The sequence below is a fragment of the Rhodococcus sp. DMU1 genome (assembly GCF_012272955.1).
Taxonomy (GTDB): Bacteria; Actinomycetota; Actinomycetes; order Mycobacteriales; family Mycobacteriaceae; genus Rhodococcus; species Rhodococcus aetherivorans.
On sequence record NZ_CP050952.1, the window covers coordinates 2,649,517 to 2,662,235 of the forward strand.

Below are 12,719 nucleotides of genomic sequence, written 5' to 3' on the forward strand. Positions count from 1 at the left end.
GCGAGGCCCCCACCCCCGCATCGTGATCGGCGATAGTGGACGAATGGAACCGGTACCGGAGGACTGGCAGCGGGCGCTCGTGATCGCCGCGCACCCCGACGACATCGAGTACGGCGCGGCGTCCGCGGTGGCGCGGTGGACCCGACAGGGCAAGGAGGTGCGCTACGTCCTGGCGACCAGCGGCGAGGCCGGCATCGCGGGCCTGCCGCCGGCGGCGTGCGGGCCGCTGCGCGAGCAGGAGGAGCGGGCATCCGCCCGGGTCGTCGGGGTCGAGGTGGTCGAGTTCCTCGGGCATCCCGACGGCCGCCTGGTGGCGGGGCCGGACCTGCGCCGCGATCTTGCGGCGGCGATCCGGCGGCACCGACCCGAGATGGTGGTGACCGGCAACTTCGGGCTCACGTGGTTCCCCGGCGTCCTCAACAGCGCCGACCACCGTGCCCTGGGGCTGAGCGTGCTCGACGCGGTCACCGACGCGGCGAACGAGTGGATCTTCCCGGACCTGGCCGAGCAGGGTCTGCCGCCGTGGCCGGGGGTGCGGTGGGTGGCGGTGAGCACCACGTCTCCCACTCACGGAGTGGACGTCACCGACACCGTCGAGGACGGCGTCGCGTCCCTCGCCGAGCACCGCCGCTATCTCGAGGCACTCGCGCCCACCCCCGTGCTCGACCAGGCCCGGGCGCAGGTGGAGTCGGCCACGGCCGCTCTGCCCGGGTTCGCGGTGGAACGGGCCGCCGGGTTCGAGCTCTACACGTTCGGGGGCTGACCGCCGGGTACGAGGACGACTCCGGCACCGGGCACGGCCTCGACGTCCACGGGCAGCGGTCCGAGCGGTTCGCCGTCCGCGTAGGCGGAGATGCCGGGACACTCGAGCCGCACCCGCCGGGCGCGGTGCACGCTCACCTCGTCCAGGTCGACGTGGGTGCCGCGGTAGACGGTGGGGAACAGGCGCAGCAGGCGGGTCCGGTTGGCAGAGGTCACGATCACGACGTCGAGGAGGCCGTCGTCGAGACGCGCGTCCGGCGCGATGCGCATGCCGCCCCCGTAGGTGGAGGCATTGCCCACGGCCACCATCGTCGCCGCCACGTCGAGGTCGTCGCCGTCCAGCGTGATGCGATACGGCAGCAGGCGGAGATTCGCCAGTTCCGCGACCATCGCGACGTTGTAGCGCAGCCGGCCGCGCGGCCGGCGCATCCGGTTGGCGCGGTCGGTGACCAGGGAGTCGAATCCGCTGGCGAGCACGGTGCCGAACCAGTGGTCCGGCCGCCCGGGCGCCCGGACCCTTCCGAGGTCGATCGTCCGCGTGGCCCCGTCGGCGATCACGTCGGCCGCCGCCACCGGATCCGACGGCACGTGCAGGACGCGGGCGAGGTCGTTGCCGGTCCCGGCCGGGACGATGCCGAGCGGAATCCCGGTCTGCGCGAGCGCCTGCCAGGCGAGCCAGACGAGCCCGTCCCCGCCGACCGCGACGAGTGCCCCGGTTCCCTCGGCGACGGCGTGGCGCACCAGTTCGAGGGAGTGTTGCGGGGTGTCGCCGGCGATCTCGGTGACGCGCAGGCCCCGTTCGCGCAGCCGGGCCGTGGCGGACCTCGTCGCGCGCGCGGTGTGCGGGCCCGCGGCCGGGTTCGTCAGGACGGTGACGGATTCGATCACGGCAGCAGCTTTCCAGGGTTGAGGATGCCGAGCGGGTCGAGTGCGTCCTTGACCGCGCGGAGCAGGCCGGTGCCCAGAGTCCCGATCTCGTCGGCCATCCACGGCCGATGGTCGCGCCCGACCGCGTGGTGGTGGGTGACGGTGCCGCCGGCTGTCATGATCGCGTCCGTGGCGGCGCGCTTGGCCGCCGACCACTGCGTGAGGGGATCGTCCGTCTGCGCGCACACGACGGTGAAGTACAGGGACGCGCCGGTGGGGTAGGTGTGCGAGATGTGGCACAGCACCAGTGGCGGGGTGCCCTGGTCCTGCAGGGAGGCGGTGAGCGCATCGGTCACCGCCGTCCGCAGCCGCGCCAGATTGCTCCACGTGGTGGCGGTTTCGAGGGTCTCGGCGAGTGCCCCGACCCGCAGCAGGGCGTCGCGCAGGTGCGGCGCGTCGAACCGTCCCTGCTCCCAGGCGCGGGCCGGCTCTTCTCCGAGGTCGGTGCCGCCCAGGGTCGAGAGCAGGGCGTCGACCTCCGCGGCGCGGGCTCGTACGTGTTCGGCGGTGCCCTCGACGGTGGTCACGGCCAGGCATCCGGTGGGGGCGGTCGCACCGATGTGTTCGTGCAACGCGAGGTTCGTCGCGGTCTCGGTCTCGTCCGACAGGCGCAGCACGGTGGGGACGGCGCCGGTCTGCACGAGGGTGCGCAGGGCGTCCGCACCCGTGGCGAAGTCGGGAAACGACCAGGCGCGGTGGGCGGTCGCGGCGGGGATCGGGTGGATTCGCACGCCGACCTCGGTGACGATGCCGAACAGGCCCTCGGACCCGAGGAACAGTTGCCGCAGGTCCGGGCCCGCGGCCGAGGCCGGGGCGCGGCCCGCCCGGACGGTACCGCGCGGGGTGGCGACGACGAGGTGCTCGACCATCTCGTCGAACCGGCCGTGGCCCGCGGAGGCCTGGCCGGAGGATCGGGTGACGGCGAACCCGCCCACGGTCGCGTGGCGGAAGCTCTGCGGGAAGTGCCCGAGCGAGAAGCCGTGGGCACCGAGCAGCTCCTCGGCCTGCGGTCCGGTCGCGCCGGCCTGCAGCGTCGCCAGACCGGAGACCGGATCGAGATCGGTGAGCGCGTTCATCCGTTGCAGGTCCACTGCGACGACGGCCTCGAAGCCGTCGCGCACCGGATCCAGCCCGCCGACGACGCTGGTGCCGCCGCCGAACGGCACGACGGCGATCCCCTCGCCCGTGCAGTAGTCGAGTACGGCGAGCACCTCGTCGTGGCTGCCGGGCCGCAGCACCGCGTCGGGACCGTCCTGCGGGCCGGGGTTCTGTCGCCGCAGCAGGTCGAGGGTGCTCTTGCCGCCGGCGTGACGGAGCCGGGCCGCGTCGTCGTCGGCGACGTGTTCCGGACCGACGATGCGCCGCAGGCCCTGGTGGTGCCGGGTGTCCAGCCGGGACGGGGTGAGCCGCACGGCGGTCTCGGGCAGCGAACGGGCGCGCTCGGTGTCCACGCCGAGAGCCTGTCGAAGCAGTGTGCGGACGCCCTCGCCGAGTTCCTTCCGGCGGTCCGCCGTGCCCCACGCGTCCCACTCCATCTCGGCTGCGGCGGTGGGGTGTTGCGGTGTGAACCTCACAGTCATGCGTTACAGTGTTACATACAATGTCTATTCGTAACGATGAGATCCGGTCTTCCGGCCCGCCGGCGGCAACCGTCGAGAACCAGATCCTCGACGCCACCCGCTCGTGCCTGCTCGACTTCGGACTGCGGCGCACCACCCTCGCCGAGGTGGCGCGGCGCGCCGGTGTCAGCCGCCCCACGGTCTATCGCCGCTGGCCCGACACCCGTGCCCTGGTCGCGGACCTTCTCACCCGTGAGATCCGCGCCGTCCTGCCCGATCTCCGCGAAGAGGGGCCCGTCCGGCCGCGCGTCGTGCGGGCCGTCGTGACGGCCGTCGACGAGATCGGCACACATCCGCTGTTCGAGAAGATCCTGCGGTCGGACCCGGACCTGCTCATGACGTACATCGTGGACCGGCTCGGGACCAGCCAGCACGCAGTGCTCGAGGTGCTGACCCGGGCGCTCGTCCTCGGCCAGCGCGACGGCACCGTCCGCGCCGGCGACGTCCGCGCGCTCGCCGCGTTCGTGCTGCTCACCGCCCAGTCCGTGGTGCAGTCCGCCGGGATGGTCACCGAGGTGGTCGACCGGGCGGCCCTGCTCGCCGAGCTGGCGCACGCCGTCGACACCTATCTCGCACCCTCCGGGGAGGATCGCCCGTGACCGGACCCGCCTCCAGTGCCCTCGACGCCGCCCGCCGCCGCCGGGAACTCGACGACCTCGCCGCCCGGCCCACCGTCGACGTGCTCGTCGTCGGCGGCGGTGTCACCGGCGCCGGCGCCGCGCTCGACGCCGCGTCGCGCGGCCTGAGCGTCGTCCTCGTCGAACGGCACGATCTCGCCTTCGGCACCAGCCGGTGGAGTTCGAAGCTCGTCCACGGCGGCCTGCGCTATCTCGCCACCGGGAACATCGGCATCGCCCGCGAAAGTGCCGTCGAGCGGGGAATTCTCATGACCCACACGGCGCCGCACCTGGTGCGCGCGATGCCGCAGCTGGTGCCGCTGCTGCCGTCGGTCGGCCGCGGCGAGGCCGCGCTCGTGCGCACCGGGTTCCTCGCCGGCGACGCCCTGCGGGTCTCCGCGCACACGCCGTCCGCGGTGCTGCCGCGCTCGCGCCGCATCGGCGCGGGGCGCGCCGCCGACCTGGTCCCCGCCGTCCGGCGCGACGGGCTGCGCGGGGGACTGCTCGCCTACGACGGCCAGCTCGTCGACGACGCCCGGCTCGTCGTCGCCCTCGCCCGCACCGCCGCCTCCTACGGCGCCCGCATCCTCACCCGCGTCGACGCCCACTCCGTCACGGCCGACGGCGCCGCCCTGCGCGACACCCTCACCGGCACCGAGGTGCGGGTGACGGCCCGCGCCGTGATCAACGCGGCGGGCGTGTGGGCGGGACAGGTGGATCCGTCGATCCGGCTGCGACCGAGCCGCGGCACCCACCTCGTGCTCGCCGCCGCCGCCCTCGGCAACCCCACGGCCGCGCTCACCGTGCCGATTCCCGGCGCCACCAACCGGTTCGTCTTCGCGCTGCCCGCCCAGCTGGGCCGCATCTATCTGGGACTGACCGACGAGGAGGCGCCCGGCGCGCTGCCCGACGTCCCGCAGGCCACCGACGGTGAGATCGACTTCCTCCTCGACACCGCCAACACGGCCCTCGCCGTGCCCCTGACCCGCAACGACGTCCTCGGCACCTTCGCGGGACTGCGGCCGCTGCTCGACTCCTCCGCGCCGGGTACCGACACCGGCGGCGGCACCGCGGACCTGTCGCGCCGGCACGCGGTCGTGCGCTCCGAGTCCGGTCCGATCGGCATCGTCGGCGGTAAGCTCACCACCTACCGGCGGATGGCGCAGGACGCCGTCGACGCGGCCGTCGAGACGGCCGGACTGCGTGTCGGGCCGTGCCGCACCCAGCGGCTCCCCCTCGTCGGCGCCGCGACTCCTGCCGTGCTGCGCACCGTCGCCGCCCCGGCGAACCTGGTGCGGCGCTACGGCACCGAGGCGGCCCTGCTCGCCGCGGACCCGCGCCGGCTGGAACCGATCGTCCCCGGGCTCGACGTCAGCCGCGCCGAACTGGAATTCGCCGTCACCCACGAGGGCGCCCTCGACGTCGACGACATCCTCGACCGCCGCACCCGGATCGGGCTCGTGCCCGGCGACCGGGCCCGGGCGCTCGACGCCGCCGGGGATGTGTCGGCCTGACCGCCGGAGCGTCCGGCCCGGCACTCTTCACGTGCGCGATATTCTGAGACGGCTGTCGGGCGGGCGCCGCGACGGACTCGGGAGTGGACGACACCGTGGGAGAACTGCAGACCGGCTCCGTGTTCGCCGGGTACCGTATCGAACGCCGCCTCGGCACGGGAGGGATGGGCAGCGTCTACCTGGCGCGGCATCCGAACCTGCCGCGTTTCATCGCGCTGAAGCTGCTCGACCCGTCGGCGACCGCGAACCCGGGAAACCGCAGCCGGTTCCTCCGGGAGGCCGACCACGTCGCGCGGCTCGAACATCCCAACATCGTCACCGTGTACGACCGCGGCAATGTCGGCGACCAGTTGTGGATTGCGATGCAGTACGTGGACGGCACCGACGCGGTGGGTGCACTGCGCAGGGGACCGATGCCTCCGGGGCGCGCCGTGCACATCGTGTCCGAGACCGCCCGCGCGCTCGATTACGCGCATGCACACGGGATACTGCACCGCGACGTCAAGCCCGCGAACATCCTGCTCACGCCGAGCGGGGCAAGCGAACCCGAGCGCGTCCTGCTCGCGGACTTCGGGATCGCGAAGAGCCTCGACAGCACGGCGGTCACCGAGACCGGCATGCTCGTCGCCAGCCTGCAGTACGCGTCCCCCGAACAGATCGAGGGGCGGCCCCTCGGCCCCCGGACCGACGTCTACGCCCTCGGGTGCACGCTCTATCAGCTGCTCACGACGCGGCCACCGTATCCGGGGTCCGAGCCGGCCCATCTGGTCCACGCGCATCTGCATCTGCCCCCGCCGCGCCCCACCGCGGCGCGGCCGGACCTGCCGTCCGCGTTCGACGATGTGATCGCCCGCGCGATGGCCAAGCGCCCCGAGGACCGCTTCCCCACGTGCGGTGCGCTGGCCGCGGCCGCGCGTGCCGCTCTCACCGAGCCGGTCACCGAGCCCGTCACCGCGCCGACCCGGGCGTTCACCGCCGCTGAACCCGCCCCCGTGTCCGCCGGTCCGACCGCCCCGCCCGGACACCCGACGTCGCGTTCCCGTCGGCCGCTGCTCGTGCTGCTGGGCGCCGCGGTCGTGGGCCTCGCGCTCGTCGGATCGCTGACGTGGATCCTGCCCGGCCGCGGCGAGGCGCCGGAGCCGGATGTGCGGGCCGACACCTCGGCCACCGGGCAGATCGACAGCCCCGGTCCGGTGGTGCCGCCCCCCGCGACGGTCACGGCGGAGGTCACCGACCTCCCCACCACTTCGTCCGCACCGACGAGCACGGCCCCGCCGCAGAGCCGCCCGGACCGCATCCCGGTCGCGCAGGCGGACACCCGGGGCTTCGACGACGACATCGGGCCGCGCTGCAACTCGACCGACGAGGCCGTCGCGGTGGCGCGCACGTCGGAGTCGCGGGTCCTGGTGTGCCGCAACGACTTCGATCGCCTCTACTACAAGGGCCTGCGGCTCAGCGACGGTGCCGACATCGAACTGGCCGACGCCGCCCCGGCCGCCGCCGGATTCACCGTCGTGGCCGGACCTGTGCGCTACACGTTCGACGAGGACGAACTGCTGATCATCGACAACGGAACGGTCACCACCCGCGAGCAGGTGCTCCAGTTCTGGTCGGCGTATCCGTGACCGCCGGCGCCGCGGAGCGGCCACCCCGTGGGACTGTTGCCGCCGATCTCCGCGCCGATCGGTGGCCGGCCCCGGATTCGGGCCCGTCGCCGCGGCCGTGCCCGCCCCTCCCCGCGATCACCAGTAGCGACTGCCGGGCCCGCCTTTGAAGGGGCCGACCACCCGATCGGTGATCCAGCCGTCGTAGAAGCCCCCCGCCTGGGGACGCACCCGCTCGCCGTCGACGAAACAGCCGTCCATCGGACCCGGCATCACTGCCACATGCCCGACGAGTGCCTCGTATCCGGCAACCGGCCGGGGATAGTGCCACGCCGCACGCTCGGCGACGTGTCCGCCTGCCACGACGTCGAAATAGTCGGCCCGTCCCTTCCACTCGCACACCGTGCTCCCGGGAACTGGCCGCAGGACCCCCTCGGCGAAGCATGTCCGGGGCAGGTAGTAGGTCGGCGGGTGGCTCGTCTCCAGCAGCCGCAACGGGGTGCGGGTGCGCGCGACGAGTTGCCCGCCGAACCACACCTCGACCAGCTCGTCGCTCCGTCGGACCACGGGCGGCCGCGGGTAGTCCCACACCGACTCCTGCCCCGGACCGACGGGGTCCGGCACCGGATGGCCGCTCCTCACGGGACACCTGCCGACATCGTCATGCTTCCAGGCTCGCACGTACGACGCGGTGGGCACAGCCCGGGCGAGCCCCACCGCCGAGGCGCTGCAGCGGCGGCCGGTACTCCCGGCGTCGCCTCCACAACCGGGCAGCGCGGAGCGGGTGTGGCAGTCTGAGCCGATGCGAGTGGCGGTGGTGGCCGGGCCCGACGCCGGGCATGCGATCCCGGCGATAGCCCTGAGCCTGCGTCTGGCCGAGGCGGGCGACGAGCCCGTCCTCTTCACCGGCGAGCGGTGGCTCGGCCTCGACCTGGACGGGGTGACGCTCGCGCCGCTCGCCGGGCTGGCCCCGCGTCCGGAGGACGACGATGCCGATGCCGGTGCCCGCATCCATGCCCGCGCCGCCCACATCGCGTCCGAGATGCTGCCCGGGCTCAGCGCCTTGCTGCCCGACCTCGTCGTCTCCGACGTGCTCACCGCGGGCGGCGGCATGGCCGCCGAACGCCTCGGTATCCCCTGGGTGGAGCTGTCGCCCCATCCGCTGTATCTGCCCTCGCGGGGGCTGCCCCCCATCGGCAGCGGTCTCGCCGCAGGCACCGGGCTGCGCGGGCGCGCGCGGGACACGGTGCTGCGCGCGGCGACCGCCCGGTCGATCCGGCAGGGGGAACGCGAACGGTCCGCGGCGCGCGTCGGGATCGGCCTGGCCGCCCGGGATCCGGGGCCGGCGGCCCGGCTCGTCGCCACCCTGCCCGCCCTCGAGGTCCCCCGACCGGACTGGCCCGCCGGGGCGCACGTCGTCGGGCCGCTGCTGTGGGAGCCCACCGGCGACGTCCTGGCGCCGCCCTCCGGCGACGGACCGCTGGTGATGGTGGCCCCGTCCACCGCGGCTACCGGCGTGCCCGGCCTGCTCGACGCCGTGTGCACGGGCCTCGGCGGATCCGGGATGCGGATCGTCGTCGCGATGCTCGAGCCGCCCGAGCGGGACTGGCCGGACGGCGTCGTGGCCGGGCACGGCCGGCAGGACCTGCTGCTCGAGCAGGCCGACGTGGTGGTGTGCGGCGGCGGCCACGGGATGCTCGCCAAGGCCCTGCGCGCCGGGGTGCCCGCGGTCGTGGTGCCCGGCGGCGGCGACCAGTGGGAGCTGGCCAATCGGGCCGCCCGGCAGGGCAGCGCGGTGGTCGTGCGGCCACTCGACTCCGACGCGCTGCGGGCGGCCGTGGACACCGTGCTGACCGAGCCACGCTTCACGCGCGCGGCCCGCCTGGCCGCCGCGACGGCAACGCAGGTCGAGGACCCGGTGACCGTCTGCCGCAGCGTCGTGGCGCCGATGCGGTGACGTGCCCCGCGTCCGCGCCACCGGCCGCTGTCGGGGGTCCGGGAAGCGACTACCGTGGCGCAGGTGCGACTGACGGAATTTCACGAGTGTGTCCGCAACGAGTTCGGGCAGCTGCGCGGCGACGCCCTGCTACGTGACCACGTGCTGCTCTCGCTCGGCGGGCGGACCGCCGCCGCGGCCATCGAGGCCGGCCGGGAACCCCGTGAGGTGTGGCGGGCCCTGTGCGAGGAGTTCGACGTCCCGCCCGCGCGCCGGTGAAACCGCCGCGCCCGTTCCGTTCGAACAGTTGTTCGCCTATGCTGGTCCGCGGGTGGTGAAGAAGTAGTCCACAGGCGTCCGATTCATCCACAGATCCGGCCGCTCGCCGGTCGGGACGGCGAACTTGTCGGTGCCGGACTCTAACGTCATCGGCAAGCAAGACGAGACTCGAAAAGGGGACCACGATGGCACCACAGGCACACGATCGCGACAAGGCGCTCGAGCTGGCGCTCGCGCAGATCGACAAGAGCTTCGGCAAGGGCTCGGTGATGCGCCTGGGGGAGGAGTCCCGCCAGCCCATCGCCGTGATCCCGACGGGCTCGATCGCGCTCGACGTCGCGCTCGGCATCGGCGGCCTCCCGCGCGGCCGGGTCGTCGAGATCTACGGCCCGGAATCCTCCGGTAAGACGACGGTCGCGCTGCACGCCGTGGCCAACGCCCAGGCCGCCGGCGGCATCGCCGCCTTCATCGACGCCGAGCACGCCCTCGATCCCGAGTACGCGCGCAAGCTCGGTGTCGACACCGACGCCCTGCTCGTGTCGCAGCCGGATACCGGTGAGCAGGCGCTCGAGATCGCGGACATGCTGATCCGTTCCGGCGCGCTCGACATCATCGTGGTCGACTCGGTGGCGGCCCTGGTGCCGCGCGCCGAGATCGAGGGCGAGATGGGTGACAGCCACGTCGGCCTGCAGGCCCGCCTGATGAGCCAGGCGCTGCGCAAGATGACCGGTGCGCTCAACAACTCGGGCACCACCGCGATCTTCATCAACCAGCTGCGCGAGAAGATCGGTGTGATGTTCGGCTCGCCCGAAACGACCACCGGCGGCAAGGCTTTGAAGTTCTACGCCTCGGTGCGCCTGGACGTGCGCCGTATCGAGACCCTCAAGGACGGCTCCGACGCGGTGGGCAACCGCACCCGCGTCAAGGTCGTCAAGAACAAGGTGTCGCCGCCCTTCAAGCAGGCCGAGTTCGACATCCTCTACGGCCACGGCATCAGCAAGGAGGGCTCGCTCATCGACATGGGGGTCGAGCAGGGCTTCATCCGCAAGTCCGGCTCCTGGTACACCTACGAGGGCGACCAGCTCGGTCAGGGCAAGGAGAACGCCCGCAAGTTCCTGCTGGAGAACACCGACGTCCGGGACGAGATCGAGAAGAAGATCAAGGAGAAGCTCGGCATCGGGGCGGACGTCACCGCCGAGCCCGCCGACGAGCCCGCCGACTTCTGAGTCGAGCGTTGGGCAGCGACTCCCGTCGCGGTGACCGGCGCGGCGGCGACCTGCCCGGCGGCGGAACGGAGGCACAGGCCAAGGACCTGTGCCTCCGTCTGCTGACCGACCGGGCTCGCAGCCGCGCCGAACTCGCCGCGAAACTCGAACAGAAGGGCTTCGCCGCGGACGTCGCCGAGCGGACCCTCGGCCGGCTCACCGAGGTGGGCCTCGTCGACGACGCCGAGTTCGCCCAGCAGTGGGTGCGCTCCCGTCATCGGCATGCCGGCCGGGGCAAACGTGCTCTGGCAATGGAACTGCGCCGCAAGGGGATCGGGCAGCACGAGGCGGCTGAGGCGCTGGAGCAGATCGACGGCGACGACGAACGCGCCCGCGCCGCCGAACTGGTGCGCAAGAAGCTGCGCACCCAGCCCCCGCTGCCCACGGAGGGGGATCGGCGCGAGATCGCCGCGGAACGGGACAAGGTGGTGCGACGGCTGGTCGGCATGCTCGCCCGCCGTGGTTACCCGCAGGGCGTGGCCTTCGACGTGGTCCGCGGCGAACTCGCCGGGCTCGATCCCGAGCCCGGCGACGTCGCCACCGACTGACGGGTTACCGGCGCTTGTCGTGATCGCTGGTGATGTCCACCCCCGGGACGGTCATGCCGGAAAGCACGTTGTCGGGGGCGTTCTCGTCGGCCTCCGGCATCGCGGCACGGTTCTTGCGTCCGGTCCGCAGACGCCGCTCGAGCCGGGTCGCGACGACCGTCAACGCGCCGTTGAGCACGATCATGATCGCGGCCACCACGAGCAGCGACGGCAGGTAGTTGCCGAAGAACGCGCCGAGCTGCTGACCGGCGCGCACCACTTCGACGTACCCGATGAGATAGCCGAGCGCGGAGTCCTTCAGGGCCACCACCATCTGCGAGACGATCGCCGGCAACATCGCCGTGACGGCCTGCGGCAACAGGATCAGACGCATGATCTGGCCCTTGCGCATGCCCAGCGCCGCGGCGGCCTCGGTCTGCCCGCGGGGCAGCGACCGGATGCCGGCGCGGACGATCTCGGCGATCACCGAGCCGTTGTAGAGGGTCAGGCCGGTGACCACCGCCGCCAGCGCCAGGTACTTCGACCGGAAGACCTGGTATTCGGCGAACAGCTGGTAGGCGAAGATCATCAGGATCAGTACCGGGATGGCCCGGAACAGTTCGACGATGAAGCCGCACACCGCGCGCACGGGCCGGTGATCGGAGAGCCGGCCGATGCCCAGCGCGGCCCCGAGGATCAGGGCGAGCACGATGGATACCGCGGCCGCGATGAGGGTGCCCCGGATGCCGGGGATCAGATACGTGGTCCACGAGCTCGATTCCAGGAACGGCTCCCACTTCGCGGTGGTGAGCTGCCCCTTGTCGTCGAGAGCCCGGTAGACGAAATAGCCGACGGCGACGAGCAGCACGGCCACCGCCGCCGAGGCGACGTGGTAGATCGTTCGCGCCCGGGGGCCGGGGGCGTCGTAGAGGACGGTTGCGCGGCCGGTGCTCACCGGGACACCTCGAATCGCGTGCTCAGCCAGCCGAACAGCAGGCCCGTGGGCAGGGTCAGGATCACGAAGCCGAGGGCGAAGATGCCGCCGATGACGAAGATCTGCGCCTCGTTCTCGATCATGGTCTTCATCAGCAGGGAGGCCTCCGAGACGCCGATGACGGACGCGATCGTCGAATTCTTGGTCAGGGCGATCAGCACGCTGCCGAGGGGTGCGATCACCGCGCGGAACGCCTGCGGCAGCACGATCAGGCGCAGATTCTGGCCGAAGGTCAGCCCGAGGGAGCGGCCCGCCTCGGCCTGCCCGACGTTGACGGTGTTGATGCCCGAGCGCAGCGACTCGCAGACGAACGCCGCGGTATAGACGCTCAGGCCCAGCACCGCGAGCCGGAAGTTGTTGTCCACCAGGAACGTCGGCGACGACTGGGGGGCAAGGCTGATGCCCAGCGTCTGTGACAGGCCGAACAGGCAGAAGATGATGATCAGCGTCAGGGGGGTGTTGCGGAAGATCCCCACGTACACGGTGCCGACCGCCCGTGCCACCGGCACGGGGGACACGCGCATGCCGGCGAGGATCGTTCCGAGGATCAGCGCGCCGATCGCCGAGAACACCGTCAACTGCACGGTGGTCCAGAAGGCGTCGATCAACTGATCGCCGTACTTGCTCAACAGATCCACAGGTCAACTCCACCGATCGGGGACTGGGATCCGGCCG

The 12,719-nt window shown here is 72.6% G+C and carries 13 protein-coding genes; 8 read left to right on the top strand and 5 right to left on the bottom strand.

All coding sequences use genetic code 11. The annotated features are described in order from the left end of the window. Positions 1–43: 43 nt before the first annotated feature. Entirely contained in the window at positions 44–763 is a 720-nt protein-coding gene (locus tag HFP48_RS12445) for a PIG-L deacetylase family protein (RefSeq protein ID WP_029543333.1), read from the top strand. On the opposite strand, the gene HFP48_RS12450 is transcribed toward HFP48_RS12445, so the two are convergent. After that, complete coding sequence (locus HFP48_RS12450) at positions 745–1,650, bottom strand: diacylglycerol kinase (protein WP_029543336.1); 906 nt, start codon at positions 1,648–1,650, stop codon at positions 745–747. The two genes, HFP48_RS12445 and HFP48_RS12450, sit on opposite strands and share 19 nt — an antisense overlap. Then, a complete protein-coding gene (locus tag HFP48_RS12455; protein ID WP_037200825.1) occupies positions 1,647–3,269 on the bottom strand; it encodes an FAD-binding oxidoreductase in 1,623 nt (540 codons plus the stop codon). The genes HFP48_RS12450 and HFP48_RS12455 overlap by 4 nt, the downstream gene beginning before the upstream one ends. Before the next feature lie 20 nt (positions 3,270–3,289). Here HFP48_RS12455 and HFP48_RS12460 point away from each other — a divergent pair, with 20 nt between their 5' ends. The 3 genes from HFP48_RS12460 (at position 3,290) to HFP48_RS12470 (ending at position 7,064) form a co-directional block, all read left to right on the top strand. Continuing rightward, positions 3,290–3,907, top strand: a complete 618-nt coding sequence (locus tag HFP48_RS12460; protein WP_029543340.1) for a TetR/AcrR family transcriptional regulator — start codon at positions 3,290–3,292, stop codon at positions 3,905–3,907. Further along, positions 3,904–5,439, top strand: a complete 1,536-nt coding sequence (locus HFP48_RS12465; RefSeq protein ID WP_006948267.1) for a glycerol-3-phosphate dehydrogenase/oxidase — start codon at positions 3,904–3,906, stop codon at positions 5,437–5,439. Before HFP48_RS12460 ends, HFP48_RS12465 begins: the two co-directional genes overlap by 4 nt. A gap of 83 nt (positions 5,440–5,522) precedes the next feature. Further along, positions 5,523–7,064 carry a serine/threonine-protein kinase gene (locus tag HFP48_RS12470; RefSeq protein WP_168579565.1) on the top strand — a complete coding sequence of 514 codons (1,542 nt, stop codon included), beginning with the start codon at positions 5,523–5,525 and terminating at the stop codon, positions 7,062–7,064. A gap of 117 nt (positions 7,065–7,181) precedes the next feature. Here the strand turns inward: HFP48_RS12470 and HFP48_RS12475 are convergent, their stop codons facing one another. Then, positions 7,182–7,685: a DUF427 domain-containing protein gene (locus HFP48_RS12475; protein ID WP_029543345.1), complete on the bottom strand. Its 504-nt coding sequence runs from the start codon at positions 7,683–7,685 to the stop codon at positions 7,182–7,184. Positions 7,686–7,845: 160 nt separating this feature from the next. Between HFP48_RS12475 and HFP48_RS12480 the strand changes: the two genes are divergently transcribed. From HFP48_RS12480 to HFP48_RS12495, 4 genes are all read left to right on the top strand, one after another. Next, positions 7,846–9,000 carry a nucleotide disphospho-sugar-binding domain-containing protein gene (locus HFP48_RS12480; RefSeq protein ID WP_044476646.1) on the top strand — a complete coding sequence of 385 codons (1,155 nt, stop codon included), beginning with the start codon at positions 7,846–7,848 and terminating at the stop codon, positions 8,998–9,000. A 63-nt stretch (positions 9,001–9,063) separates the two neighbouring features. Continuing rightward, positions 9,064–9,258, top strand: coding sequence for a DUF3046 domain-containing protein (locus tag HFP48_RS12485; RefSeq protein WP_029543347.1), 195 nt, complete (start codon positions 9,064–9,066; stop codon positions 9,256–9,258). A 185-nt stretch (positions 9,259–9,443) separates the two neighbouring features. Then, on the top strand, positions 9,444–10,484 hold the full coding sequence (recA, locus tag HFP48_RS12490; protein ID WP_006948259.1) for a recombinase RecA: 1,041 nt from the start codon (positions 9,444–9,446) through the stop codon (positions 10,482–10,484). Between the two features lie 8 nt (positions 10,485–10,492). Continuing rightward, a complete protein-coding gene (locus tag HFP48_RS12495; RefSeq protein WP_168579566.1) occupies positions 10,493–11,071 on the top strand; it encodes a regulatory protein RecX in 579 nt (192 codons plus the stop codon). 4 nt (positions 11,072–11,075) lie between these two features. Here HFP48_RS12495 and HFP48_RS12500 read toward each other — a convergent pair whose 3' ends face one another. Both HFP48_RS12500 and HFP48_RS12505 read right to left on the bottom strand, forming a co-directional pair. Continuing rightward, on the bottom strand, positions 11,076–12,005 hold the full coding sequence (locus tag HFP48_RS12500) for an amino acid ABC transporter permease (RefSeq protein ID WP_006948256.1): 930 nt from the start codon (positions 12,003–12,005) through the stop codon (positions 11,076–11,078). Beyond that, complete coding sequence (locus HFP48_RS12505) at positions 12,002–12,682, bottom strand: amino acid ABC transporter permease (protein WP_006948253.1); 681 nt, start codon at positions 12,680–12,682, stop codon at positions 12,002–12,004. Before HFP48_RS12505 ends, HFP48_RS12500 begins: the two co-directional genes overlap by 4 nt. Between the last annotated feature and the right edge of the window lie 37 nt (positions 12,683–12,719).

What these genes read in the sequence shown, in the direction of transcription:
- HFP48_RS12455 (WP_037200825.1), bottom strand. Translation starts at nt 3,269, where the DNA reads ATGACTGTGAGGTTCACACCGCAACACCCCACCGCCGCAGCCGAGATG.
- HFP48_RS12445 (WP_029543333.1), top strand. Translation starts at nt 44, where the DNA reads ATGGAACCGGTACCGGAGGACTGGCAGCGGGCGCTCGTGATCGCCGCG.
- HFP48_RS12460 (WP_029543340.1), top strand. Translation starts at nt 3,290, where the DNA reads ATGTCTATTCGTAACGATGAGATCCGGTCTTCCGGCCCGCCGGCGGCA.
- HFP48_RS12480 (WP_044476646.1), top strand. Translation starts at nt 7,846, where the DNA reads ATGCGAGTGGCGGTGGTGGCCGGGCCCGACGCCGGGCATGCGATCCCG.
- recA (WP_006948259.1), top strand. Translation starts at nt 9,444, where the DNA reads ATGGCACCACAGGCACACGATCGCGACAAGGCGCTCGAGCTGGCGCTC.